This window comes from Mesorhizobium escarrei, assembly GCF_935825525.1.
Classification (GTDB): domain Bacteria; phylum Pseudomonadota; class Alphaproteobacteria; order Rhizobiales; family Rhizobiaceae; genus Mesorhizobium; species Mesorhizobium escarrei.
Window position 1 is genome coordinate 45,061 of sequence record NZ_CAKXZT010000152.1, and the last position, 25,419, is coordinate 70,479.

The following is a 25,419-nucleotide window of genomic DNA, read 5'->3' on the forward strand; positions in this document are numbered from 1 at the left end:
CAGCCGTCTAGCACCTGCCCATGCTGGCGGATGTAACAAAAAAGCCACAGGAAAGACACATTGCAAGCATGACGGGTAAAACCGGTCAGCCTAGCGCAATTCGTGAAATTTGCTTGTGGAAAAAAGCCGCCGGGGGCGTCGGCGGCTCTGTCGGGAGAGGATTGAGCGGCGGGTTCAGGCGGCGAGAACGGCCTTCGGCTCGACCAACTCATAGCCGAGTGATTCGGCCACCGCGCGGTTGGTGATCTTGCCCTTGTGGACATTGAGGCCGTTGCGCAAATGATGATCGTCGACCAGCGCCTTCAGGCCCTTGTCGGCAAGCTGCAGGCCGTAACGCAGCGTCGCGTTGTTCAACGCCTGGGCCGAGGTGACCGGCACCGCGCCCGGCATGTTGGCGACGCAATAGTGAATGACGCCGTCGACCTCATAGGTCGGGTCGGCATGAGTTGTGGCGTGCGAAGTCTCGAAGCAGCCGCCCTGGTCGATGGCGACATCGACCAGCACCGAGCCTTTCTTCATTCCCGACAGCATTTCGCGCGAAACGAGTTTTGGCGCGGCGGCACCCGGGATCAGAACGGCGCCGACGACGATGTCGGCCGAAAAACATTCCTCTTCCAGCGCCTCGACCGTCGAGTAGCGGGTGTGGACACGGCCGCCGAAGATATCGTCGAGCTGGCGCAGGCGCGGGATCGAGCGGTCGATGATGGTGACGTCGGCGCCAAGGCCGGCCGCCATCCGTGCGGCATGCAGGCCGACGACGCCGCCGCCGAGCACAGTGACCTTGCCGGGCAGCACGCCGGGCACGCCGCCGAGCAGGACGCCGCGGCCGCCATTGGCCTTCTGCAGCGCGGTAGCGCCGGCCTGGATCGACAGGCGGCCCGCGACTTCAGACATCGGCGCCAGCAGCGGCAGGCCGCCGCGGTCGTCGGTGACCGTCTCGTAGGCGATGGCGGTCACGCCCGAGGCCAGCAGGCCCTTGGTCTGCTCCGGATCCGGAGCGAGATGGAGATAGGTGTAGAGGATCTGGCCGTCACGGAGTTGGACCCATTCGTTGGGCTGCGGCTCCTTGACCTTGACGATCATGTCGGACTTGGCAAACACGTCGGCGGCCGTCTTGGCGATGGTGGCGCCGGCGGCGCGATAGGCGTTGTCGTCGGCGCCGATGCCGGCGCCGGCGCCGGTCTCGACCAGCACTTCGTGGCCATGCGCGACATATTCGCGGACCGATCCCGGCGTCAGGCCGACGCGGTATTCGTGGTTCTTGATTTCCCGGGGGCAGCCGACGCGCATCTTCTTCTCCTCCTGATCCAGCCTTTTGGGGCATGTTCGCCGTTGAGAGACAGTGAACCACGAATCGTCGCGTAGGTGTTTGCGAATGCGCTTGCGCAATGGCGTAGGGTTCGATAATCGTTGCGCAAAACAGCTGGATTGTCGCAGGAATCCCGAAAAATGCCGCTCGACAGGATTGATATCGCCATCCTCGAAACGTTGCAGAAGGATGGGCGGATACCCAACGCGGCGCTTGCCGAGAAGGTCGGCCTGTCGCAGTCGGCCTGCTCGCGGCGGCTGGACAATCTGGAGAAATCCGGAACCATCCGCGGCTACCACGCCCGGCTTTCCAATGCTGCTCTTGGCCACCAGATGACGGCGATCGTGCATATATCGCTGTCGGGACAATTCGAGAAGACGTTGTCGGATTTCGAGGCGGCGATAAAGCGCTGCCCGAACGTGTTGTCCTGCCACCTGATGTCGGGCGAATACGATTATATCCTGCGCATCGCGGCAAAGGACCTCGTCGACTATGAGCGCATCCACAAGGAATGGCTGTCGGCGATGCCGCATGTGACGAAGATCAACTCGTCGTTCGCCTTGCGCGAGATCGTCGACCGGACGGCGGTCGGGATGAAGCCGGAACTTGCTTAGGCTTTGAAGGCCTCCGTTACCACCCGGTCCATCGGGATATCATGCGCCTGCGGGTAGATGGTGGCGATGCGCTGCAGTTCGTAGCCGACACCGATGACCAGCGGCTTGAACGGCATCGCCGCCAGCGTGCGGTCGAAGAAGCCGCCGCCATAGCCCAGCCGATACTGTTTCGGATCGATGCCGACGACAGGCGAAATGACGATGTCGGGCAGCACCGGATCGCCTCCAGCCGGGATCGGGATGTTCCAGACGCCCTTCTCAAGCCGGTCGCCCGATGCGTAGGCGCGAAAGATAAGCGGGCGGCCTTTTTCCACGACAACGGGCAGTGCGGTACTCCCGCCGCGCTCATTGACGGAAGCCATCCAGGGCCGCAAATCCGGCTCGCCGCGGAACGGCCAGTAGAGGCTGACCATGCGGCCGGCAATGTCGCCGATCACCGCGTCGAGACTTTCGCCGATGCGCTGCGACATTGCCGTCCGCACGTCAGCCGAGACAGCGAGGCGGGCCGCAATCAGCCGCTCGCGCTCGGCCTTGCGCCATCGTTTCACGTCGTTCCAATCGGATAGGGGCGCCCGGAATTCCGGGTCGAGCTCGTGCATGAAGCAAGGTGGCGAGGAATATTGCCCCGGACCGTCGTCGTGATCGCTATCCAAGTTCCTCTCCTGTCGTCTGCTTCGATGAGATCATACTCGGGCGGCAGGATGGGGGCATGTGCAACAGCGACATCTCAGGGCGGGCAGTCGGCAAAGTCGGATATTGTTGCGGTGCACAAAAGTAGCTACATCAGCCGTGGCGAAATTGCTCTCCAGCCTGCTCTCGCGGCCAACCGCCCTCACGGCACCTGCTCTCCCGGCCAACCTGCTCCCGGAGTGAATGAGATGAACGAAACCAGGCATCATGTCGTCGTCGTCGGGGCCGGCTTTGGCGGGCTCGAATTCACCCGCGCGCTTGACGGTGCGCCGGTGCGCATCACCATGATCGACAAGCGCAACCATCATCTTTTCCAGCCGCTGCTCTATCAGGTGGCGACTACGGCGTTGGCGACCTCGGAAGTCGCCTGGCCGATCCGCCATCTCCTGCGCAAGCGCAAGGATGTGACGACACTGCTCGCCACCGTCAGCGGTGTCGACCGCGCCGGCAAACGAGTGCTGCTCGATGATGGCGACGCGGTCGCCTACGACACGCTGCTGCTTGCCACCGGCGCCCGCCACGCCTATTTCGGCCATGACGAATGGGAGAATTTCGCACCGGGGCTGAAGACGCTGGAGGACGCCACCACCATTCGACGGCGCATTCTGCTCGCCTTCGAATGGGCCGAGCGGGAGACTGATCCCGCCAAGCGCCAGGCGCTGCTGACACTGGCGATCGTGGGTGGCGGACCGACAGGCGTGGAACTGGCCGGCACCATTGTCGAACTGGCGCACGAGATGCTGCGCGGCGAGTTCCGCAACATCGATACGCGGCAGACGCGCGTGGTGCTGATCGAGGCCGGTGATCGTATCCTTCCCAATTTCGCGCCTGAACTCTCCGACTATGCCAGCAAGGCGCTCGAGCGGCTTGGCGTGACGGTCGAACTCGGTCGGCCCGTGACACGTTGCGACGCGGAGGGTGTCGTCTTCGGTGAAACGCATCTGCCGGCCAGGACTATCCTGTGGGCAGCAGGCGTCGCCGCTTCGCCGGCCGCCGAATGGCTGGGGGCGGCAGCGGACCGCGCGGGCAGGGTGCTGGTCGAGCCCGATCTGACCGTGCCGGGCAACCCGGAGATTTTCGTCGTCGGTGACGCTGCACACGTCCTGCGGCCGGATGGCCGCATGGTGCCCGGCGTAGCACCGGCCGCCAAGCAGCAGGGCCGGCATGTCGCCGCGACGATCGAGGCCCGGCTTGCCGGCGACGCAACCCCGCAGCCTTTCCGCTACAAGCATGACGGCGATCTGGCGACGATCGGCAAGCGCGCCGCCGCGATCGACTTTGGCTGGATCAAGCTCACCGGCCGGCCGGCCTGGTGGCTTTGGGGCCTGGCGCACATCTATTTCCTGATCGGCTTCCGTAACCGGCTTGCGGTTTCGCTGAGCTGGCTATGGATCTACGTGACAGGGCAGCGCAGCGCGCGGCTGATCACCCAAGGCGACGACGACAGGAACTGACGTCTCCGCCCGCGCACATTCATCCGCACGTCATCTGTTCCTGATGGACTCGACCGGATTCAGGCGCGAAGCTCTGCTTCGGGCAGGACTTGGCACGCTGTTGAAGGCTGGCACGTCGCTGAACAGGAGCCGGCTCGAACCGCATCATCGACTTGATGTTCGACGGAGAACCAATTGATCCCATGCCGAAATTGGTCGTCGCCACCAATAACTACCGCGCCGGCGGCGGCAATTCTCGCAGATCAACGCCTCGAAGATCATCGACGAGGCACCGGACACCACCGCGACGTGATTGCGCGCTACCTCATCGGCCAGGGCACGATCAACCCGTCGGCGGACGCCCTAAGCCCTGTAAACCACCTGGCGGACATCGATGTAGCTGGCGCGGAAGCCGGCTTCGCAATAGTGCAGGTAAAATTCCCAGAGCTTCTTGAAGCGGTCGTCGAAACCGAGTGGGACGATCTTTTCCCATGACCCCCAAAAACGGTGGCGCCATTCGGCGAGCGTGCGGGCATAGTCGTCCGGGAAAATGCGCTCGCACAGATGAGCAAGGCCATGGTCTTTACCGAGCGTTTTCAGGATCGACGGCGTCGGCAGCATGCCGCCCGGGAAGACGTAACGCTGGATGAAATCCGGCCGGGCGCGATAGGTATCGTAGGCTTTCTCGTTGATGGTGATGATCTGCAGGCCGGCGGTGCCGCCAGGCCGCAGGCAATCCTTCATCTTGCCGAAAAACACAGGCCAGTATTTTTCGCCGACCGCCTCGAACATCTCGATCGAAGCGATGCGGTCGTAGGAACCGGTTTCGTCGCGGTAGTCCTGAAGCTTGACGTCGACCTTGTCGGCAAATCCAGCCTTCTGGACGCGTGCTCGGGCGAAATCATGCTGCTCGCGGCTGATCGTCAGCCCGGTGACGCGGCAGCCGATCTCGCGCGCCGCGAATTCGGCAAAGCCGCCCCAGCCGCAACCGATTTCAAGCACGTGGTCGTTCGCGCCGATGCCCGTGTCCTTGGCCAGCGCGCGATATTTGGCGGCTTGCGCGCTTTCCAGATCGTTGGCGCCAGCCGCATAGAGCGCCGACGAATAGGTCATGCTCGGATCCAGCCATTCCTTGTAAAACGCGTTGCCGAGATCGTAATGCGCCGAAATGTTGCGCTTCGAGCCGGTGCGGGTGTTTTGGTTGAACCAGTGGCGGACACGCTGGACGGCGTTGATCAGCCAACTGGCGCCGCCGGCGATACGCTCTCCGATTTCTGAATTGACTACGAACAGTTCCAGGAAACTGGTCACATCGGGACTGTCCCAGTCGCCGTCGATGTAGGATTCGGCGATGCCGATGGTGCCGCCGGTGAAGGCGCGGCCGGGCAAGCGCCAGTTCTTGAGCACCAGTTCGGCGTCCGGACCCGGGCCCTTGCCGCCGACGAGGACGGCGCGCCCGTCCGGCATCCTCACCTTGAGCGAGCCACGCGGCAGGTTCATCGCCGCTGACAGCACCATGCGCGCCTTGGCCGGCAGGCCTTTGACGATCTCGGCGAAATTGAATTCGTCCAATTTGACCACGTCGCCCGACGCAACGCTGGTGTCTTCCTTGTGAGCCATGTCACGCCCCCGGGACTTCTGCGGCGCCGGCACAAAATCGCCGGTTTCCACACTCTCTCGCAGTTCATTCGCCAGGGCGCGAATGCCGCTTCCCGATGAATCCCTGCAGCAATCTTTCATGCCATCAAAGGGAACTTCAAGAGCCAAGGCAAGCGAACATGGATCAATGGATAGATTTTGGGGGAGGGCGCTGATCAACGCCGGAATCACTATGGTTGCAGCCACCCAGATGCAGTAGTTTTAGCCATGCGTTATGTCATCGTCATCTGCGCCGTCACGTTCTTCCTGATCTGGGACGGACTCTACAATCAGGGCCGCTATCTCGACACCACGGTCAGGGAGATAACGCGCATCGTGCGCTACATCACCGGGATGGTGTAGGGTTCTTTTCCACCCCCAATGCGTTGTCGCCGCGACATCGTTGCCGGTTGACGCGATCGTGTCGCCCACACAAAACACGCTTGCACATCGATCGAGGAGGCTGGGGTTGATCCGGCATATCGTTTTCTTCAGCGCACGGCACAAAGAGGATGTCGAGGCCGTACGCACGGGCTTGCTGACGCTGGGCAGCATCCCCCATTCCCGTCTGTTCGAGGTGACGCTCAACACCAAGGTCGACCCGCTTTCGGACGAGATCGACGTGGTCGTCTATGCCGAGTTCGAGGATGACGCCGCTCTGGCCGCCTACAAGGCGCACCCGCTCTATGCCGAGGCGACCAGCCAGGTCAAACCGCTGCGCGAACTGCGCTATTCGGCGGACATTGTGGCTGCGACTTGAAGAGAAACTGACCGAAGCAGGAGCGACCCCGTCTGCGGGGGTTGGTTCGGTCGGATCAGCGCCCGGCCGCTTTGGCCCGAGCCGCATGGGCAAGAACAGCCTTCGCGACGACCGCTGCCGCTATGAAATCCCTGCGTGTCAGGCGAGGGCTCTTGAACCAACTTCCGGAATGATGCACACCGCGCCGGCATGACCGAGACGATACCAGCACGCCCTCATTTGCCCGGCGCTTGTCCGCCCGGCGCTTATCCGCTTGACCATCTTGTGCTGCCGACCGCGAGCCTCGATGTGGCGCGGGCGCGGCTGGTTTCGCTTGGCTTTGTCGTGGCGCCGACCGGCATCCATCCTTTCGGCACGGAAAACTGCTGCGTCTTCCTAGATGACGGCACCTATCTCGAGCCGCTGGCAGTGGGCAATGCGCAAGGGGCGGTGAAAGCGATCGCCGACGGCAACGTCTTCGTCGCGCGCGATCGTGCCTATCGCGACAGCTGCGGCAACGAGGGATTTTCAGCTCTTGTCTTGGGCACCCAAAATGCCGATGCCGACCACGCACGCTATGTCGGAGCCGGCCTGTCGGCTGGAGAGATGCTGAGCTTTTCGCGCGCCTTCACCGACCCGGCGGGAAACAGCGACACGGCATCGTTCAAACTGGCCTTCGCCTCCGGCACCGGGGCGACGGACGCATTCCTGTTCGCCTGCGAGCGGATCAATGCGCCGAAAGTAGACCGCACCGCGTTGCAGATCCACTCCAATGGCGCAACCGGCATCATCGAAGTGGTGGCGGTCAGCACCGAGCCATCCGAACAGCACCGATTGATTTCGATCGCGACGCGCAGTCGGGCTGCCGGACAGGGGATCGGCACGGCGTTTGGCCTGCCGAACGCAACCTTGACCCTGCTTGACCCCGTTGCTTTCGAAACGCGCTTCGGCATACCTGCCGGCGGGCCATCGGAACTCCGCTTCGCGGCGATCGTCTGTTCAGTTCGTTTCGCCGACACGGTCGCCAAGCTGCTTGCAGCCAGTTCCGTCGAACATGACATACGCGGCGATGATATTGTCGTGCGGCCGGCATCCGGGCAGGGTGCGGCCTTCGTTTTCCAGGAGAAAGCATGAGCAAGCCCAATTCGTCCGTAACCGTCGGCAATGTCGTCTTCGGCAACACCGCGCCGCTGTCGCTGATTGCCGGCCCGTGCCAGCTTGAATCGCGCCAGCACGCCTTCGACATGGCAGGCGCGCTGAAGGAACTGACCGAGAAGCTGGGGCTGGGCCTCGTCTACAAGACCAGTTACGACAAGGCCAACCGCACCTCGCTTGGCGGCACGCGCGGCGCCGGGCTCGATGCGGCGCTGCCCGTCTTCGACGATTTGCGCAAGGCGTTTTCGCTGCCGATCCTGACCGATATCCACACCGAGGAACAGTGCGCGCATGTGGCGCCGCATGTCGATATCCTGCAGATCCCGGCTTTCCTCAGCCGCCAGACGGATCTGCTGATCGCGGCGGCAAGAACCGGCAAGGTCGTCAACGTGAAGAAGGGCCAGTTCCTCGCACCGTGGGACATGAAGAACGTTGTCGCCAAAATCACCGGTTCCGGCAACGCCAACGTGCTGGTCACCGAGCGCGGCGCGTCCTTCGGTTACAACACACTGGTCTCCGATATGCGCGCCCTGCCGATCATGGCCGAGATCGGCGCGCCGGTGATTTTCGACGCCACGCATTCGGTGCAGCAGCCGGGCGGGCAGGGCGGCTCGTCAGGTGGTGATCGGCGCTTCGTCGAGACGCTGGCGCGCGCAGCGGTTGCGGTCGGTATCGCCGGCGTCTTCATCGAGACGCATCAGGATCCCGACAACGCCCCCTCCGATGGTCCCAACATGGTGCCGCTGAAGGACCTTCGGGCGCTGCTCGAAAGGCTGATGGCATTCGATCGCGTCGCCAAGGGCTGAGCAAGCTGACGGGCCGGGCCTAAGTCCCGGCCCCTAGACTTGTGATCAACTGGTGCCGGTTGTACGCTGCCGAGGCAACAGAGTGCCTTGGAGGAGGAAGCCATGTCCGTCGCCCGCGTCACCGAAATCACGTCATCGTCGGAGAAGAGCTTTCAGGATGCCATCGAACTGGGGATTGCGCGCGCCGCAAAGACCTTGAAGAACGTCGAAGGCGCCTGGATTCAGGACCAGAAGGTGGTTGTAGAGGACGGCAAGATCTCCGCGTATCGCGTCAATATGAAGGTCACCTTCATCCTCGCTGAGTGATCGGCTAGAGCACTTTGCAGCCAAGTGGAACCACTTGACGTTGCAGAAATGCGGCTAAAACAGAATAGGTAGAGCGGGATGCTCAGTCCAATTTGAACGCATCCCGCTCTGGCGTCGAAAAGTCTGGAACCTTCACCCGCCCCCCTCATTGTCAGGCATAGCATCAACGACAACGAGGAGTACACAATGACAACCCAGACAGGACACACTGAAGCCATCGCTGCCTCGCGGGTCATCGGCACTTCCGTCTACAACACGGAGGGCACGCACATCGGCGACATCGAGGATGTCATGCTCGACAAATTGTCGAACGGAATCATGTTTGCCGTGATCGGCTTTGGCGGATTTCTCGGCATCGGCGAGAAGTACCACGCCATTCCGTGGGCGAGCCTCGACTATGACGAGGACAAGGGCGGCTACGTCGTGCCGTTCACGAAGGAGCAACTGAAGGCAGCTCCCGCCTATTCGATCAACGAATTGACAGGCGCCGACGGCCAGGCCGCGCGTGATGCTTCGTACAGTTACTACAAGGTCGAGCCTTACTGGCATTGACCTTGCTCTGCCGGAATCAAAAGGCCCCCGGTTGAACCGGGGGCCTTTTCTGCAGGATATCTACTTCGCTGCAAGGGTCGACAACTCTACCGCGCCCTGTTGAGGCTGCTGAGTGTCACACGACGTCAAAAACGCCGCCGCGATCAGGAACAAACTCACAATACCGCTCAACTGAGACATGGCGAAACTCCTCCTGTTTCGCCCCGCGCGACTGTGAGCATAAACCAGAAAGCCGCGCGCCGCCAAGACCTATGACAGAGATGACTTTTGATGACAGAAGTTTGTCCGTCGTGAACCGGCATGACGGGCGTGGCGGCACTATTTGCGGACGCCACGATTGCGTTTTGCAGCACTTTGGCTAAGACGTGCGCGACGCTTCGTCAGATCAATCGGGGACATCGCAATGACTGCCATCATCGACATTGTCGGGCGTGAAATCTTGGACAGCCGCGGAAACCCAACCGTCGAGGTCGACGTCGTGCTCGAAGACGGCTCGATGGGCCGCGCCGCGGTGCCTTCCGGCGCCTCGACCGGCGCGCATGAGGCGGTAGAACTGCGCGACGGCGGCGCCCGCTACCTCGGCAAGGGCGTCCTGCAGGCGGTCGAGGCCGTCAATGGCGAGCTGTTCGAAGCGATCGGTGGCATGGAAGCCGAGAACCAGATCCACATCGACCAGACGATGATCGAGCTCGACGGCACGCCCAACAAGAGCCGCCTCGGCGCCAATGCGATCCTTGGCGTGTCGCTGGCGGTGGCCAAGGCTGCGGCGGAAGCGGCTGGCCTGCCGCTCTACCGCTATGTCGGCGGCACCAAGGCGCATGTGCTTCCGGTGCCGATGATGAACATCATCAACGGTGGCGCCCATGCCGACAACCCGATCGATTTCCAGGAGTTCATGATCCTGCCGATCGGTGCGCCGACACTGCGTGACGGGGTGCGCTGGGGCTCGGAAATCTTCCATACACTGAGGAAGCGGCTGAAGGACGCCGGCCACAACACCAATGTCGGTGACGAGGGTGGCTTCGCGCCTAACTTGAAAAGCGCGCCCGCCGCGCTCGATTTCATCATGGAATCGATCGAGAAGGCCGGCTTCAAGCCGGGCGACGAGGTTGCGCTCGGCCTCGACTGCGCCGCGACCGAATTCTTCAAGGACGGCAACTACGTCTATGAAGGCGAGAAAAAGACCCGCGATCCGAAGACCCAGGCCAAGTATCTGGCCAAGCTCGCCGCGGACTATCCGATCATCACCATCGAGGACGGGCTGGCCGAAGACGACTGGGACGGCTGGAAAACGCTGACCGACCTCATCGGCAACAAGACCCAACTGGTTGGCGACGATCTGTTCGTCACCAATACGGCGCGGCTGCGCGACGGCATCCGCATGGGCGTCGCCAATTCTATCCTGGTCAAGGTCAACCAGATCGGCTCACTGACCGAAACGCTCGACGCCGTCGAGACGGCGCACAAGGCCGGCTACACCGCGGTCATGTCGCACCGCTCGGGCGAAACCGAAGATTCGACCATCGCCGATCTCGCGGTCGCCACCAATTGCGGGCAGATCAAGACGGGGTCGTTGTCGCGCTCGGATCGCATGGCCAAGTACAACCAGCTCATCCGCATCGAGGAAGAACTCGGCAAGCAGGCGCTCTACGCCGGCAAGTCGATCGTGAAGGGCTGAGCCGCAGAAAATCCGAAACCCAGAAAATCCGAAAACGAAGGGGCGGGGCATTCTCGCCTTTTTTGTTCAACACCGCCAGATCCGGTCGTCCGTAACCGTCCATTAAGCACAATCGGGCGAGAAAGGGCCAGGTCGCAGTGTGTTAGGGCATCCTTTGCGCGCCCAAGACGACGCGCGGCGCTCTAAGGGGTTTGGATCATGTGGACACGTCAGCACAAGCAGAGAAATACCGGTCGGCTGATCATCCCCTCGCTCTGCGTGGCGTTCCTCGCCTATTTCGGCTTTCACGCTTACCACGGCGAATTCGGCATCTATTCCAAGTATCGGTTGCAAGCCGAAGCCGTCGACCTGCAAGGTAAGCTCAATACCGTCAAGGCGCGCCGGCTCGATCTGCAGCGGCGTGTTCAGCTGATGCATCAGGGCACGCTGGAGAAGGACATGCTCGATGAGCAGGCGCGCAAGGCGCTCAATGTGTCCCACGCCGATGAAATCACCATCATGCTACCGGCCACGGTAAGATAACCAAATTCAAGTTAATCGCCGATATTTTCAACGATTTTAATCGCTTAGACGCATGTCAGCCATGCATTTTTCAGCATGGCGAAACGCTTTCTCGCGTGTTAGCCTTTGCCAAATCGGTGGGGAGAACTGATCTCCCTCAGTGTCCGCAAGAGACGCCAACAGGGAGTGATGCATGGCCACCGCCGCCAGAAAAGCGCCTGCCAAAACCAAACCCAGATCCGACGGCAAATCGGCAGGGCTTTCAGCCCCCAAACCTGTCGACTTCACCAAGGATGAGGAGCTTGACGCCTACCGGCGCATGCTGCTCATCCGCCGCTTCGAGGAAAAGGCCGGCCAGCTCTACGGCATGGGCTTCATCGGCGGATTCTGCCACCTCTATATCGGCCAGGAAGCAGTTGTCACCGGCATGAAGATGGCGCTGGTCGATGGCGACCAGATGATCACCGCCTACCGCGACCATGGTCACATGCTGGCGATGGAACTTTCGCCGCGCGGCGTCATGGCCGAGTTGACCGGGCGCCGCGGCGGCTTGTCCAGGGGCAAGGGCGGCTCCATGCACATGTTCTCCAAGGAGAAGCATTTTTACGGCGGCCACGGCATTGTCGGCGCGCAGGTTTCGCTCGGCACCGGCCTCGCCTTCGCCAATCGTTATCGCCGCAACAACAATGTGACACTGACCTATTTCGGCGACGGCGCCGCCAACCAGGGCCAGGTTTATGAGAGCTTCAACATGGCCTCGCTGTGGAAGCTGCCGGTAATCTACATCATCGAGAACAACCGCTATGCCATGGGCACCTCGGTATCGCGTTCGTCGGCCGAGACGGATTTTTCGCAGCGCGGCGCCTCCTTCAAGATCCCCGGTATCCAGGTCGATGGCATGGACGTCCGTGCAGTCAAGGCAGCCGGCGATCTCGCCACCGAATGGTGCCGCGCCGGCAAGGGGCCGCTGATTCTCGAAATGCAGACCTACCGCTATCGCGGCCACTCGATGTCCGATCCGGCAAAGTACCGCTCCAAGGAAGAAGTGCAGAAGATGCGCTCCGAGCGTGACCCGATCGAGCAGGTCAAGGCGCGCCTGCTCGACAAGAAGTGGGCCGATGAGGACGAGCTCAAGGCCGTCGACAAGGAGGTTCGCGACATTGTCGCCGACGCCGCCGAATTTGCCCAGAACGACGCAGAGCCGGATCCGTCCGAGCTCTGGACCGACATCGTACTGTAACGAGAGGGCAAGGACATGCCGATCGAAATTCTCATGCCCGCTCTCTCGCCGACTATGGAAGAGGGCAATGTTTCCAAATGGTTGAAGAAAGAGGGCGATAAGGTTGTCGCCGGTGACGTCATCGCCGAGATCGAGACCGACAAGGCGACGATGGAAGTCGAAGCGGTCGACGAAGGCACGCTCGGCAAGATCCTGGTTGCCGAGGGCACCGAAGGCGTGAAGGTCAACACGCCGATCGCGGTGCTGCTGGAGGACGGCGAGAGCGCCGCCGATATCGGCAAGGAGGCCAAGGCTGCACCGGCTTCCACCCAGGATGCGATTTCAGACGGCGGGCAGCGCACCGACGCAGCCGAGGAAGGCTCGAAGTCCGCGCCGCAGGATGCCGGCGAGGCGCCGAAGGCGTCCGTTCCCGCTGCACCCGCCACGAAGGCAGCCGCCGATCCTGACATCCCGGCCGGCACGGCAATGGTCTCGACCACTGTGCGCGAGGCGCTGCGTGACGCGATGGCCGAGGAGATGCGCCGTGACGGCGACGTCTTCGTGATGGGCGAGGAGGTCGCCGAGTACCAGGGCGCTTACAAGATCACGCAAGGGCTGCTGCAGGAATTCGGGCCGAGGCGCGTCGTCGATACGCCGATCACCGAACACGGTTTTGCCGGCGTCGGCGTTGGCGCGGCGATGGCCGGCCTGAGACCGATCGTCGAGTTCATGACCTTCAACTTCGCCATGCAGGCGATCGACCAGATCATCAACTCCGCCGCCAAGACGCTCTATATGTCCGGCGGCCAGATGGGCGCGCCTATCGTGTTTCGCGGGCCGAACGGCGCGGCCGCCCGTGTCGCCGCCCAGCATTCGCAGTGCTATGCCGCCTGGTACAGCCACATTCCCGGCCTGAAAGTGGTGATGCCCTACACCGCCGCCGACGCCAAGGGGTTGCTGAAGGCCGCGATCCGCGACGCGAACCCGGTCATCTTTCTCGAGAACGAGATCCTTTACGGCCAGTCTTTCGACGTGCCGAAGATGGACGATTTCGTGCTGCCGATCGGCAAGGCGCGGATCCACAAGTCGGGCAAGGATGTCACCATCGTCTCTTTCGGCATCGGCATGACCTACACGGTGAAGGCCGAAGCCGAATTGCGCGGCATGGGCATTGATGCCGAGGTCATCGACCTCAGGACCATCCGCCCTCTCGATTTCGACACCATCATCGCCTCGGTCAGGAAGACCAATCGGCTGGTGGTGGTGGAAGAAGGGTTCCCACAGAGCTCGGTCGGCGATCATATCGCCAGCCAGGTGTCGCAGCGCGCCTTCGATTTCCTCGACGCGCCGGTCATCACCATTGCCGGCAAGGACGTGCCGATGCCCTACGCGGCAAACCTCGAAAAGCTGGCGCTGCCCAATGTCGGCGAGGTCGTCGGGGCGGTGAAAGCCGTTACATATCGCTGAGCAGGGCGGGAGGAAAACATGCCGATCAACATCACCATGCCGGCCCTGTCGCCCACGATGGAAGAAGGCAATCTTGCCAAGTGGCTGGTCAAGGAGGGCGACAAGGTTTCGCCGGGCGATGTGATCGCCGAGATCGAGACCGACAAGGCGACGATGGAAGTCGAAGCCGTCGATGAGGGCACGGTGGCCAAGCTGGTCGTTCCGGCCGGCACCGAAGGCGTCAAGGTCAACGCGCTGATCGCCGTGCTCGCAGCCGAAGGCGAAGATGCGGCGGCTGCCGCGAAAAGCGGCGACGGCGCTGCGCCGGCAAAGGCCGAGGCGACGCAGGACAGGGCGCCAATCTCCCCACCCGTGGGGGAGATGTCGACGAAGTCGACAGAGGGGGGCGCTGTCCCGCCAGCCGCAAGGAGCGAGGCGCCCCCCTCTGGCCTTCCGGCCATCTCCCCCACAAGGGGGGAGATCAGCGAGTCGGACGGCCGCACCTTCGCCTCGCCGCTTGCCCGTCGCATCGCCCGGGAAGCCGGTGTCGATGTCTCCGCGGTGACCGGCTCCGGCCCGCATGGCCGCGTGGTCAAGGCCGATGTCGACGCAGCGATTTCCGGTGGCGGCGCCAAGGCGGCACCAGCCGCGAAAGCCGCACCTGCCGGCGCTCCGGCTCCGGCTGTCGCGCCAAAGCCAATGTCGGACGACCAGGTGCTAAAACTGTTTGCCGACGGCTCCTACGAGCTTGTCCCGCATGACAACATGCGCAAGACCATTGCGCGTCGGCTGGTCGAGGCCACGACCACCATCCCGCATTTCTACCTGACGCTCGATTGCGAACTCGATGCACTTCTGGCCCTGCGCACGCAGATCAATGCCGCCGCCCCGGTGAAGAAGACCGACAAGGGTGAAACGCCGGCCTACAAGCTGTCGGTCAACGACATGGTCATCAAAGCGATGGCAAAGGCGCTGATGGCTGTGCCGGATGCCAATGCGTCATGGACCGAGAGCGCCATGGTCAAGCACAAGCATGCCGACGTCGGTGTCGCCGTGTCGATCCCCGGCGGGCTAATCACGCCGATCATCCGGCGCGCCGACGAAAAGACGCTGTCCGTCATCTCGAATGAGATGAAGGATCTTGCCAGCCGTGCCCGCAGCCGCAAGCTGAAGCCGGAAGAATACCAGGGCGGCACCACGGCAGTGTCCAATCTCGGCATGTTCGGCATCAAGGACTTTGCCGCCGTCATCAACCCGCCACATGCGACGATCCTGGCGGTCGGCGCCGGCGAGGAGCGTGCGGTGGTCAAGAACGGCGAGATCAAAATCGCGACCATCATGTCGGTGACATTGTCGACCGATCATCGCGCTGTCGACGGCGCGCTCGGCGCCGAACTGCTCGTCGCCTTCAAGCGCATGATCGAAAACCCGATGGGCATGCTGATCTAGAAGGAAACAAGGCGGTGCGGAAACTCTTCACCAGCCTTTTTGCCTTCAGCCTTTCCGGCATCGTGACAATCATCGTGCAATGGCTGTTCGTGGGCTGGCGGGTAAAGCGCGCACAAGCAGGCTTTGGCAGGAGTGGGGCAAACGCATGAAGACAGTCCTTTGCTACGGCGATTCGCTGACCTGGGGCTATGATGCGGCAAGTCTGGATCGCCACCCGCTCAAGGACCGCTGGCCGAGTGTGCTGCAGGCGACGTTGGGAGGCGGTATCGAGGTCATCGCCGAAGGCTTGAACGGCCGCACAACAGCTTTCGACGACCATCTGGCCGGCGCCGACCGTAACGGCGCAAGAGTGCTGCCGACGATCCTGATGACGCATGCGCCGATCGACCTGGTCATCATCATGCTCGGCGCCAACGACATGAAGCCATGGATTCACGGCAATCCGGTCGCCGCCAAGCAAGGCATGCAGCGCCTGATCGATATCGTGCGCAGTCACGACTACCCGTTCGATTGGCCGTCGCCGCAGATCCTGATCGTCGCGCCGCCCGCCGTCAGCCGCACGGAAAACGCCGAATTCAAAGAAATGTTCGCCGGCGGCGATGAAGCGTCGAAGCGCCTGGCGCCGCAATATTCTGTCCTTGCCGACGAGGTCGGCTGCGGCTTCTTCGATGCGGGCTCGGTGGCCGAGACCACGCCACTCGACGGCGTCCATCTCGACGCAGAGAACACGCGGAAAATCGGGCAGGCATTGGCGCCAATCGTGCGCGTTATGCTGGAACTCTAGAGAATCAGGGGAGAAATCCGTGGCTGAGAACTACGACGTCATCATCATCGGCTCCGGCCCCGGCGGCTACGTCACGGCGGTGCGTTCCGCCCAACTCGGCTTCAAGACAGCGATCGTCGAGCGCGAGCATCTCGGCGGCATCTGCCTCAACTGGGGTTGCATTCCGACCAAGGCGCTGCTGCGTTCGGCCGAGATCATGCACTATTCGGATCATTTGAAGGATTACGGCTTGAAGATCGACGGCAAGGTCAGCGTCGATACCGCTGCCGTGGTCGACCGCTCGCGAAAGGTCTCGCTGCGGCTGAACGGCGGCGTCGCCTTCCTGATGAAGAAGAACAAGGTCGATGTCATCTGGGGCGAAGCCAAGCTGTCCAAGGCGGCGTCCGGCGATAGACCGGGCGAGATCGTGGTGTCGAAATCGTCGAAGAAGCCGATGGAGCCACAGCCGCCGGCGCCCAAGGGCGTCAAGGGCGAGGGGACATACACTGCCAAGCACATCATCCTGGCGACCGGCGCCAGGCCGCGGGCGCTGCCCGGCATCGAGCCCGACGGCAAGCTGATCTGGACCTATTTCGAAGCGATGGTGCCGAAGGAGATGCCGAAATCGCTGCTGGTGATGGGTTCGGGCGCAATCGGCATCGAATTCGCCTCATTCTACCGCACCATGGGCGCGGAGGTAACGGTGGTCGAGTTGCTGCCGGCGGTGGTGCCGGTCGAGGACGCAGAGGTCTCGAAATTCGCGCAAAAGCAGTTCGAGAAGCAAGGCATGAAGATCATCCTCGAGGCCAAGGTCACCAAGGTCGAAAAAGCTGCGAACTCGGTAACCGCGCATGTCGAGATGAAGGACGGCAAGGTCGAGAAGATCACCGCCGACCGGATGATCTCGGCTGTCGGCGTGCAGGGCAACATCGAGAATCTCGGCCTCGAAGCGCTCGGCGTGAAGACCGAGCGCGGCTGCGTCGTCGTCGACGGCTACGGCAACACCAATGTGCCCGGCATCTATGCCATCGGCGACGTTGCCGGCCCGCCCATGCTCGCCCACAAGGCCGAGCATGAAGGCGTGGTCTGCGTGGAAAAGATCGCCAATCTTCCCGGCGTGCACGCCACTGACAAACTGAAAATTCCGGGCTGCACCTATTGCAACCCGCAGGTTGCCTCCGTCGGGTTGACCGAAGCGAAAGCCAAGGCTGAAGGCAAGGACATCCGCGTCGGCCGCTTTCAGTTCGCCGCCAACGGCAAGGCCATCGCGCTCGGCGAGGACCAGGGTTTCGTCAAGACCATCTTCGACAGGAAGACCGGGCAGTTGCTCGGCGCGCATATGGTCGGTGCCGAAGTGACCGAGCTGATCCAGGGCTTTGTCGTGGCGATGAACCTGGAGACCACCGAGGAAGAACTGATGCACACCATCTTCCCGCATCCGACGCTGTCGGAGATGATGAAGGAAAGCGTGCTCGACGCCTATGGCCGTGCGCTCAACGCATGATAGATTGACCCGCGTGAGACTCGGCACGTGAGAGCCAAGGAACTCAACGGCAAGGTAATTCGTTTCCGGATGCATTCATCACCAGAGGAGAGGGCATATGGACGTGAATGGCGTGGGCTGGATCGCAGCCATCATCATCGGCGGACTGGCAGGCTGGCTTGCCGAGATGTTCATGAAAAGCAACATGGGCATCTTGATGAACATCGTTCTGGGCATCGTCGGCGCGATCGTGCTGAATGCCATCCTGCAGGCGCTCAACATCGGCGCCTTCGGCGCCGGCTGGATCGCCTATCTGATCACCGGTTTCATTGGCGCCTGCCTGCTGATCTGGGTAGGGCGCCTGGTGCGCCGTTAGTTGCTGAACTCTTGCCATGCGAAAACGGCTGTGGCGGCATGCGCCGCCGCGGCCTTTTTCTTTGCAGCGAAAAGTCCTAGATGGAAAGCGAACGCCGGAAGGCGATCGCGAATGAACTGGATTTCTGATGGTCACCGTCCTCGACACGATCGCCAACGCGCCGCGCCTGCGGCATCCTGAAAAGGCGCACAAGCCTGACCAGGATGTGCTGCGCAAGCCCGACTGGATCCGCGTCAAGGCGCCGATGTCGAAAGGCTATGCCGAGACGCGCGACATCGTGAAGTCGCACAGACTGGTGACGGTGTGCGAAGAGGCCGGGTGCCCCAATATCGGTGAGTGCTGGGAGAAGAAGCACGCCACCTTCATGATCATGGGCGAGATCTGCACGCGCGCCTGCGCCTTCTGCAACGTCGCCACCGGCATTCCGACCGCGCTGGATCCCGATGAACCGGCGCGCATCGCCCACGCCGTCAAGCAAATGGGACTGACCCACGTCGTCATCACGTCCGTCGACCGCGACGATCTCGCCGATGGCGGAGCTCAGCACTTTGCCGAGGTCATCGGCGCCATCAGGGCGGCAACGCCTTCGACGACGATCGAAATCCTGACGCCCGACTTCCTGCGCAAGGAAGGCGCGCTGGAGATCGTGGTGGCAGCTAAGCCTGATGTGTTCAACCACAATCTGGAGACCGTTCCGTCGAACTATCTGACAGTCCGGCCGGGCGCCCGCTATTTCCATTCGATCAGGCTGCTGCAGCGGGTCAAGGAACTCGATCCCTCGATCTTCACAAAATCCGGCATCATGGTTGGCCTTGGCGAGGAGCGGAACGAGATCCTGCAATTGATGGACGATCTGCGTTCGGCCAATGTCGACTTCATGACCATCGGTCAGTATCTGCAGCCATCGAAAAAGCACCACCCGGTGATCCGTTTCGTCACGCCGGAGGAATTCAAGTCCTTCGAGACGATCGGTAAGACGAAGGGCTTCCTGCTGGTGGCATCGAGCCCGCTGACGCGTTCGTCGCATCACGCCGGCGACGATTTCGCCAAGCTGCGCGCGGCGCGGGAAGCGTTTCTCAGGAAGTCCGCCTAACACGCTGGTTTCATGCCACAATTCGAAGCCCATCGCCGCGTTGCGCATACGCCGGAACAGATGTTCGCCCTGGTCGCCGATGTCGAATCCTATCCGCAATTCCTGCCGCTTTGCGAGGCGCTGACGGTTCGCTCGCGCAAGGAACGCGACGGACGCACCCTCCTCGTCGCCGACATGAGCATTGGCTACAAGGCGATCCGCGAGACTTTCACCACGCAGGTGCTGCTAAAGCCTGACGAGAAGGCCATCGACGTCAAATACATCGACGGTCCGTTCAAATATCTGAGCAATGCCTGGCGTTTCGAGCCGGCCGACGGCGGTTGCAATGTCTGCTTCTTCATCGACTACGAATTCAAGAGCCGTATTCTGGGTGCGGTGATGGGAGCGATGTTCGATCGCGCCTTCCGCATGTTCTCCGAGGCGTTCGAGAAGCGCGCCGACGTCATCTATGGCGCAACGCCGGCAGCCTGATCCGCAGCGAGCGCGCGCAAGCCCAGTTCAAGCGCATGCTTGACCGTCTCCCGGCGGATGAAATTGCGGCCTTTGTCGGCAAACAACTGGCATTCGCTGACGACCGGCCGGCCAGTCAAGGCGATACCGAACCAGACCAGGCCGACGGGCTTTTCCGTCGAGCCGCCGCCCGGACCGGCAATGCCGGTAACGGCAAGGGTTAGCCCGGCGCGCGAATGGGCCAAGGCGCCGGCCGCCATCTCGACCGCCGTTTCCCGTGAGACCGCGCCGTGCGCCTCGATCGTAGTGGCGGAAACGCCGAGCATCTCCGTCTTGGCCTCGTTGGAATAGGTGATGAAACCCCGGTCGACCACTGTCGAAGAGCCGGCGATGTCGGTCAAGGCGGCGATGATCATGCCGCCGGTGCAGCTCTCGGCCGTCGCAAGCATGATGCCGCGCTGTTGGCAGGCCTGAAGCAGGGCATCTGCGAGATCGCTGTTGCTCATTCGGGGACATCCCCTGGAAACACGACGCTGGCGGTCGCGATAGCGGCTATGCCTTCCTCGCGTCCGACAAAGCCGAGCTTTTCGTTGGTTGTCGCCTTGATCGAGATGCGGTCCCGGGAAACTGCCAGCATTGCCGAAAGGATTTCGGTCATCGCTTCGCGATGCGGGCCGACGCGCGGCGCCTCGCAGATCAACGTGATGTCGGCATTGGCGATGCGCCCGCCGCGCGCGCGCACCAGTCTTGCCGCATGCTCGACGAAGATCCGCGAGGCCACGCCTTTCCACTGGGGGTCCGATGGCGGGAAATGCGTGCCGATGTCGCCCGCGCCGCAAGTGGCGAGCAGCGCGTCGGTCAAGGCGTGCAGGCCGACATCGGCATCCGAATGGCCGGACAGTTTCTTGTCATGCGGGATGGAGACGCCGCACAGGACGACATGATCGCCGGGCTCGAATGCATGGACGTCGTAGCCATTGCCGGTGCGGCTGTCCGGAAAATGCAGCCGTTCGCCGGAAAGCCGCTGATCCGCCATCGAGATATCCCTTGCCCAGGTTAGTTTGACATTGTCCGGCGATCCAGGGACGATTTTCACCGGAATATGTGCCCATTCGGCAATCGCGGCATCGTCGGTGAAGTCCGCCTTGCCCAGATGATGGGCCTTTTCGTGGGCGGCCAGGATCGGCCAGAACGGGAAGCCCTGCGGCGTCTGGGCGGCATGAAGCCCGTTCCTGGAAACCGTCTCGCCGATCATGCCGGCGGCCGACTCACGTTTCAGCGTATCGGCGACAGGCAGGGCAGGCAGCGCTCCCTGGCGCTCGCCGATGGCGGCGATCGTGCGGTCTATCAGTTCCGCGTCGACGAACGGGCGGACGGCATCATGGACCAGAATCCGGCTCGGTGCAGGGCCTCTCAGCGCAAGCAATCCGAGCCGGACGGAGTCCTGCCTGGACGCTCCACCGGTCACCGTGACCACCCGATCGGCGTCGGCGCCGGCGGCGCTGCGAAAAAGCGCGCTGTCGTCGGCATGAATGGCGACAACGATAGGACCGATTCGCGGATGCGCCAAAAACACGTCCAATGTGCGCGCGATGACGGCACGGCCGCCGATCCTTTGGTATTGCTTCGGTCCGTCGGCCTGACCGGCGCGCGCGCCACGGCCGGCGGCGACGATAACGACCGCAACCTTGTCGTCCGCAGCCAAAGCCTGCGTTTCGCTTGCGTCTGTCATGCCGAGACGCTTAGCGCATCATCCCGAAAAGTGGAATCGCTTTTCGGAGAGATCATGGGCAGATGCAAGTGCTAAAGCGTCCCCCAAGTACGCACGCCGCTTTGGCTAGTGCCAGCATTTTTCCCAAATGCGCCTTAATGTGACGTCATTGCGCGTTGCACATTGCCGCCATTCTGGCTAGAGAATGTGCAGCTATTATAAATGCTTGGTTTTTGTGCATGGTTGACCTGACCAAATTGGCTTCTCCGCTGGACGTGGGTCGTGTGAGAATCCGCAATCGCGCTTTTCTCGCGCCCATGTCGGGCATAACAGATGAGCCGTTCCGGCAGCGTGCCTATGCGCATGGCGCCGGGTTGGTGGTGTCCGAGATGGTGGCGAGCGGCGAACTTGCTAGGGGCAGAGCCGGTTGCGGCCTGCGCATCCGCCATTCCGGGCTGCCCGTGCACATGGTCCAGCTTGCCGGCCGTGAGGCGGCGCATATGGCAGAGGGCGCCCGCATAGCCGCGGGCGAGGGCGCCGACATCATCGACATCAACATGGGCTGCCCGGCCAAGAAGGTGACGGGCGGTTATGCCGGTTCGGCGCTGATGCGCGATCTCGATCACGCTTTGTCGCTGATCGAGGCGGTGGTCGGCGCCGTCGGTGTGCCGGTCACGGTCAAGATGCGGCTCGGCTGGGACGAAAGCGCGCTCAATGCGCCTATTCTGGCGCGCCGCGCCGAGCAGGCGGGGGTTCAGATGGTGACGGTGCATGGCCGCACGCGCTGCCAGTTCTACCAGGGCAAGGCCGACTGGCGCGCCATCGCACGCATAAAGCAGGCTGTATCGATCCCGGTCGTTGCCAACGGCGATGTCGGCTCGCCGACGGAGGCAGCAATGATCCTCGACCAGTCGGGCGCCGACGCGGTGATGATCGGCCGGGCGCACTACGGCGCACCCTGGACGGCAGGCAGCATCGCGGCGGCCGCGGCAAAAGAGGCGATGCCCGGCGTGCCGGAAAGCCCGCAAGCGCTGGCCGACTACGTCGTTGCTCACTACCAGGACATGCTAACGCTCTACGGCATCGAAAGCGGCGTGCGCCAGGCGCGCAAGCATCTTGGCTGGTATCTCGACCGCCACGCCGCTGGCGTCGTCGGTGAGCAGCGAAAGGCCATCCTCACCTGCTTCGAGCCGGTCCGCGTCATTGCCGCGTTGCGTGAGGTGTTTTCAAGCGCTGCCGAGGCGATGAACCTGCGGAGCGCAGCATGAATGCCACCGTTGCACAGAACATGGACATGGCGGACGCCGCCCACATCGTGCTCAACACCATCCGCCGCCCGGTGATCATGCTCGATGCGGAAGGGTTCATCACCTTCGCCAATGCCGATGCCGAGGATTTCTTCCGCTCGAGCGCGACCATGCTCGCCCGCAATACCCTGCCCAAGCTCATTCCCTTCGGCAGCCCGTTGCTGACGCTTGTCGACCAGGTGCGCGAGCGCCGGGCACCCGTCAACGAATATCGGGTCGACGTATCGTCGCCGCGCCTCGGCATCGAGAAGGTCGTCGATCTCTACGTCGCGCCGGTGCCGGAATTCCCGGGCTCCGTCGTGGTGATGTTCCAGGAACGGTCGATGGCCGACAAGATCGATCGGCAGATGACACACCGCGGTGCGGCACGCTCGGTGACCGGCCTTGCCGCGATGCTTGCCCACGAGATCAAAAACCCGCTATCCGGCATCCGCGGTGCTGCCCAGCTGCTCGAACTGTCGGCTTCCGACGAAGATCGCGCGCTGACCCGGCTGATCACCGACGAGACCGACCGCATCGTCTCGCTGGTCGATCGCATGGAGGTGTTTTCCGACGAGCGGCCCGTCGATCGTTATCCGGTCAACATCCATGTCGTTCTCGACCATGTGAAAGCGATTGCCAAGAACGGTTTTGCGAAGCGGATCAAGATATTGGAGGATTATGATCCATCATTGCCTCCGGTTTTCGCCAACCGCGACCAACTGATCCAGGTGTTCCTCAACCTGGTCAAGAATGCGGCCGAGGCCATTGGCGGCGATCCGCAAGGCGAGATCACCCTGTCGACCGCGTTCCGGCCGGGCATCCGTGTTTCCGTTCCTGGATCGCAGGGCCGCGTGTCGCTGCCGCTGGAATTCTGCGTGCGCGACAACGGTTCTGGCGTCTCCGAAGATATCCTGCCGATCCTGTTTGATCCCTTCATCACCACCAAGCCGAACGGGTCGGGGCTTGGTCTGGCGCTGGTCGCGAAAATCGTCGGCGAGCATGGCGGCATCATCGAATGCGATTCGACGCCGCGCGCAACCACCTTCCGCATCCTGATGCCAGCCTGGAAAGAAACGCCGTTCGGCACAGACGATGATGGCGAAGGAGACCGCAAATGACGGTTCGCGGCAATATTCTCGTCGCCGACGACGATGCGGCCATCCGCACCGTCCTAAACCAGGCGCTATCGCGAGTCGGTCATGAGGTGCGCGTTACGTCCAACGCCTCGACGCTGTGGCGCTGGGTGGCGGCGGGCGAGGGCGATCTCGTCATCACCGACGTGGTCATGCCGGACGAAAACGCTTTCGACATGCTGCCGCGCATCAAGAAGGCGCGACCGGAACTGCCCGTCATCGTCATGAGCGCCCAGAACACGTTCATGACCGCGATTCGCGCCTCCGAAACCGGCGCCTACGAATATTTGCCGAAACCGTTCGACCTGACCGAGCTTCTCAACATCGTCAACCGGGCGCTTTCCGAGCCCCGACGGCCGAAGATCGATGCGCGGGCGGACGAGCCGCCGGAAACGATGCCGCTGGTCGGCCGCTCGGCCGCCATGCAGGATATCTACCGCATGCTGGCGCGCATGATGCAGACCGACCTGACGGTGATGATTTCGGGCGAATCGGGCACCGGCAAGGAACTGGTGGCGCGCGCGCTGCACGAGTATGGCCGCCGCCGCGGCGGCCCCTTCGTCGCGATCAACATGGCTGCGATCCCGCGCGACCTGATCGAATCGGAACTTTTCGGGCACGAGAAAGGCGCCTTCACCGGCGCGCAGAACCGCTCTACCGGCCGTTTCGAGCAGGCAGAAGGCGGCACGCTCTTCCTTGACGAGATCGGCGACATGCCGATGGAGGCGCAGACCCGCCTGCTGCGTGTCCTGCAGCAAGGCGAATACACCACCGTCGGCGGCCGCACGCCGATCAAGACCGACGTGCGTATAGTCGCCGCCACCAACAAGGATCTGCGCACGCTGATCAATCAGGGGCTTTTCCGCGAGGATCTGTTCTATCGACTGAATGTCGTGCCGCTAAGGCTGCCGGCGCTGCGCGAGCGGTCCGAGGACGTTCCGGATCTCGTCCGGCACTTCTTCAAGCTTGGCGCCAGCGAAGGCCTGCAGACCAAGCGCATTTCCACGGGCGGCATCGAGCTGATGAAGCGATATCCGTGGCCAGGCAACGTGCGCGAGCTGGAAAATCTTGTCCGCAGACTTGCCGCGCTCTATTCGCAGGACGAGATTTCCGCCGAAGTCATCGAGGCGGAACTGAAGACCGGCGAGAGGCCGGTCGTCCCCGGCGGCGGCAATCTCATTCCCGACGATCTGTCCATTGGCCAGGCGGTGGAACATTTTCTGCAGCGCTATTTTGCGTCGTTCGCCGGCGACTTGCCGCCCGCCGGCCTCTATCAGCGCATCCTTTCCGAGGTCGAATATCCGCTGGTCCTCGCGTCGATGACGGCAACCCGCGGCAACCAGATCAAGGCTGCGGAACTCCTGGGGCTCAACCGCAACACCCTGCGCAAGAAGATTCGCGAACTCGGCGTCAACGTCTACAAATCGACCAGACAAGCTTAAGAGCGCCGTTTGCTTTCAACAAATCGATCCCGATTTTCGGGCCGGTGTGACCGAGCGAAGCCTTTTCAGGGGATCGACCGCCGAAACAGTTCCGTCCAGGTCACACTTGTTGCATAATCGCCACAATGCGTTGCATACATCCGA

Annotated in this window: 27 protein-coding genes and 1 pseudogene; 23 read left to right on the top strand and 5 right to left on the bottom strand. The window is 62.4% G+C overall.

What is annotated here, in order from left to right; translation table 11 throughout:
- Positions 1-174 precede the first annotated feature (174 nt).
- Positions 175-1,290, bottom strand: coding sequence for an alanine dehydrogenase (gene ald, locus NMG80_RS27455; protein ID WP_254021010.1), 1,116 nt, complete (start codon positions 1,288-1,290; stop codon positions 175-177).
- Between the two features lie 159 nt (positions 1,291-1,449).
- Here ald and NMG80_RS27460 point away from each other — a divergent pair, with 159 nt between their 5' ends.
- On the top strand, positions 1,450-1,923 hold the full coding sequence (locus tag NMG80_RS27460) for an Lrp/AsnC family transcriptional regulator (protein WP_023675099.1): 474 nt from the start codon (positions 1,450-1,452) through the stop codon (positions 1,921-1,923).
- Here the strand turns inward: NMG80_RS27460 and NMG80_RS27465 are convergent.
- The gene (locus tag NMG80_RS27465; RefSeq protein ID WP_436798702.1) at positions 1,920-2,522 is read right to left on the bottom strand and encodes a 5-formyltetrahydrofolate cyclo-ligase; all 603 of its coding nucleotides are present in this window, start codon (positions 2,520-2,522) and stop codon (positions 1,920-1,922) included. The two genes, NMG80_RS27460 and NMG80_RS27465, sit on opposite strands and share 4 nt — an antisense overlap.
- A gap of 279 nt (positions 2,523-2,801) precedes the next feature.
- Between NMG80_RS27465 and NMG80_RS27470 the strand changes: the two genes are divergently transcribed.
- Together NMG80_RS27470 and NMG80_RS27475 are read left to right on the top strand one after the other, a co-directional pair.
- Complete coding sequence (locus NMG80_RS27470) at positions 2,802-4,067, top strand: NAD(P)/FAD-dependent oxidoreductase (protein ID WP_254021012.1); 1,266 nt, start codon at positions 2,802-2,804, stop codon at positions 4,065-4,067.
- Between the two features lie 128 nt (positions 4,068-4,195).
- Positions 4,196-4,409 (top strand): annotated as a pseudogene (locus NMG80_RS27475) (2',3'-cyclic-nucleotide 2'-phosphodiesterase); the annotation flags it as partial.
- Here the strand turns inward: NMG80_RS27475 and NMG80_RS27480 are convergent.
- Positions 4,410-5,666 carry a class I SAM-dependent methyltransferase gene (locus NMG80_RS27480; protein ID WP_254021013.1) on the bottom strand — a complete coding sequence of 419 codons (1,257 nt, stop codon included), beginning with the start codon at positions 5,664-5,666 and terminating at the stop codon, positions 4,410-4,412.
- A gap of 246 nt (positions 5,667-5,912) precedes the next feature.
- Between NMG80_RS27480 and NMG80_RS37095 the strand changes: the two genes are divergently transcribed.
- The 17 genes from NMG80_RS37095 to NMG80_RS27555 all read left to right on the top strand — a co-directional run bounded on the left by NMG80_RS37095 (position 5,913) and on the right by NMG80_RS27555 (position 19,721).
- Positions 5,913-6,047 (top strand): hypothetical protein, encoded by a 135-nt coding sequence (locus tag NMG80_RS37095; RefSeq protein WP_301943393.1) that lies wholly within the window; start codon positions 5,913-5,915, stop codon positions 6,045-6,047.
- Positions 6,048-6,153: 106 nt separating this feature from the next.
- The gene (locus NMG80_RS27485; RefSeq protein ID WP_254021014.1) at positions 6,154-6,444 is read left to right on the top strand and encodes a Dabb family protein; all 291 of its coding nucleotides are present in this window, start codon (positions 6,154-6,156) and stop codon (positions 6,442-6,444) included.
- Positions 6,445-6,633: 189 nt separating this feature from the next.
- The gene (locus tag NMG80_RS27490) at positions 6,634-7,557 is read left to right on the top strand and encodes a VOC family protein (RefSeq protein ID WP_254021015.1); all 924 of its coding nucleotides are present in this window, start codon (positions 6,634-6,636) and stop codon (positions 7,555-7,557) included.
- Positions 7,554-8,384, top strand: a complete 831-nt coding sequence (gene kdsA / locus NMG80_RS27495) for a 3-deoxy-8-phosphooctulonate synthase (protein WP_254021016.1) — start codon at positions 7,554-7,556, stop codon at positions 8,382-8,384. Before NMG80_RS27490 ends, kdsA begins: the two co-directional genes overlap by 4 nt.
- 102 nt (positions 8,385-8,486) lie before the next feature.
- On the top strand, positions 8,487-8,690 hold the full coding sequence (locus tag NMG80_RS27500) for a dodecin family protein (RefSeq protein WP_254021017.1): 204 nt from the start codon (positions 8,487-8,489) through the stop codon (positions 8,688-8,690).
- Between the two features lie 186 nt (positions 8,691-8,876).
- Positions 8,877-9,242: a PRC-barrel domain-containing protein gene (locus NMG80_RS27505; protein ID WP_254021018.1), complete on the top strand. Its 366-nt coding sequence runs from the start codon at positions 8,877-8,879 to the stop codon at positions 9,240-9,242.
- A gap of 403 nt (positions 9,243-9,645) precedes the next feature.
- Complete coding sequence (eno, locus tag NMG80_RS27510; protein ID WP_254021019.1) at positions 9,646-10,920, top strand: phosphopyruvate hydratase; 1,275 nt, start codon at positions 9,646-9,648, stop codon at positions 10,918-10,920.
- Positions 10,921-11,118: 198 nt separating this feature from the next.
- The gene (locus NMG80_RS27515) at positions 11,119-11,442 is read left to right on the top strand and encodes an FtsB family cell division protein (protein ID WP_254021020.1); all 324 of its coding nucleotides are present in this window, start codon (positions 11,119-11,121) and stop codon (positions 11,440-11,442) included.
- Positions 11,443-11,614: 172 nt separating this feature from the next.
- The gene (gene pdhA / locus NMG80_RS27520; protein ID WP_254021021.1) at positions 11,615-12,661 is read left to right on the top strand and encodes a pyruvate dehydrogenase (acetyl-transferring) E1 component subunit alpha; all 1,047 of its coding nucleotides are present in this window, start codon (positions 11,615-11,617) and stop codon (positions 12,659-12,661) included.
- Between the two features lie 15 nt (positions 12,662-12,676).
- A complete protein-coding gene (locus NMG80_RS27525; protein ID WP_254021022.1) occupies positions 12,677-14,107 on the top strand; it encodes a pyruvate dehydrogenase complex E1 component subunit beta in 1,431 nt (476 codons plus the stop codon).
- Positions 14,108-14,125: 18 nt separating this feature from the next.
- Positions 14,126-15,535 carry a pyruvate dehydrogenase complex dihydrolipoamide acetyltransferase gene (locus NMG80_RS27530; protein ID WP_254021023.1) on the top strand — a complete coding sequence of 470 codons (1,410 nt, stop codon included), beginning with the start codon at positions 14,126-14,128 and terminating at the stop codon, positions 15,533-15,535.
- Positions 15,536-15,549: 14 nt separating this feature from the next.
- Complete coding sequence (locus tag NMG80_RS37100; protein ID WP_301943394.1) at positions 15,550-15,684, top strand: hypothetical protein; 135 nt, start codon at positions 15,550-15,552, stop codon at positions 15,682-15,684.
- Complete coding sequence (locus tag NMG80_RS27535) at positions 15,681-16,319, top strand: SGNH/GDSL hydrolase family protein (protein WP_254021024.1); 639 nt, start codon at positions 15,681-15,683, stop codon at positions 16,317-16,319. Before NMG80_RS37100 ends, NMG80_RS27535 begins: the two co-directional genes overlap by 4 nt.
- 19 nt (positions 16,320-16,338) lie before the next feature.
- On the top strand, positions 16,339-17,802 hold the full coding sequence (lpdA, locus tag NMG80_RS27540) for a dihydrolipoyl dehydrogenase (RefSeq protein ID WP_254021025.1): 1,464 nt from the start codon (positions 16,339-16,341) through the stop codon (positions 17,800-17,802).
- A 97-nt stretch (positions 17,803-17,899) separates the two neighbouring features.
- Positions 17,900-18,157: a GlsB/YeaQ/YmgE family stress response membrane protein gene (locus tag NMG80_RS27545; protein ID WP_202363000.1), complete on the top strand. Its 258-nt coding sequence runs from the start codon at positions 17,900-17,902 to the stop codon at positions 18,155-18,157.
- Positions 18,158-18,284: 127 nt separating this feature from the next.
- Positions 18,285-19,250 carry a lipoyl synthase gene (gene lipA, locus NMG80_RS27550; RefSeq protein WP_077377690.1) on the top strand — a complete coding sequence of 322 codons (966 nt, stop codon included), beginning with the start codon at positions 18,285-18,287 and terminating at the stop codon, positions 19,248-19,250.
- Between the two features lie 12 nt (positions 19,251-19,262).
- The gene (locus tag NMG80_RS27555) at positions 19,263-19,721 is read left to right on the top strand and encodes a type II toxin-antitoxin system RatA family toxin (RefSeq protein ID WP_077377693.1); all 459 of its coding nucleotides are present in this window, start codon (positions 19,263-19,265) and stop codon (positions 19,719-19,721) included.
- Here NMG80_RS27555 and NMG80_RS27560 read toward each other — a convergent pair.
- Positions 19,697-20,206, bottom strand: coding sequence for a CinA family protein (locus NMG80_RS27560; RefSeq protein ID WP_254021026.1), 510 nt, complete (start codon positions 20,204-20,206; stop codon positions 19,697-19,699). The two genes, NMG80_RS27555 and NMG80_RS27560, sit on opposite strands and share 25 nt — an antisense overlap.
- Positions 20,203-21,432, bottom strand: a complete 1,230-nt coding sequence (locus NMG80_RS27565; RefSeq protein ID WP_254021027.1) for a bifunctional 2-C-methyl-D-erythritol 4-phosphate cytidylyltransferase/2-C-methyl-D-erythritol 2,4-cyclodiphosphate synthase — start codon at positions 21,430-21,432, stop codon at positions 20,203-20,205. Before NMG80_RS27565 ends, NMG80_RS27560 begins: the two co-directional genes overlap by 4 nt.
- A gap of 218 nt (positions 21,433-21,650) precedes the next feature.
- Here NMG80_RS27565 and dusB point away from each other — a divergent pair, with 218 nt between their 5' ends.
- From dusB to ntrC, 3 genes are read left to right on the top strand one after another with little or no spacing between them, the layout of a single operon-like run.
- The gene (gene dusB / locus NMG80_RS27570) at positions 21,651-22,679 is read left to right on the top strand and encodes a tRNA dihydrouridine synthase DusB (RefSeq protein ID WP_254021028.1); all 1,029 of its coding nucleotides are present in this window, start codon (positions 21,651-21,653) and stop codon (positions 22,677-22,679) included.
- On the top strand, positions 22,676-23,818 hold the full coding sequence (locus NMG80_RS27575) for a two-component system sensor histidine kinase NtrB (protein ID WP_254021029.1): 1,143 nt from the start codon (positions 22,676-22,678) through the stop codon (positions 23,816-23,818). Before dusB ends, NMG80_RS27575 begins: the two co-directional genes overlap by 4 nt.
- On the top strand, positions 23,815-25,275 hold the full coding sequence (ntrC, locus tag NMG80_RS27580) for a nitrogen regulation protein NR(I) (RefSeq protein WP_023799224.1): 1,461 nt from the start codon (positions 23,815-23,817) through the stop codon (positions 25,273-25,275). Before NMG80_RS27575 ends, ntrC begins: the two co-directional genes overlap by 4 nt.
- Positions 25,276-25,419: the final 144 nt, after the last annotated feature.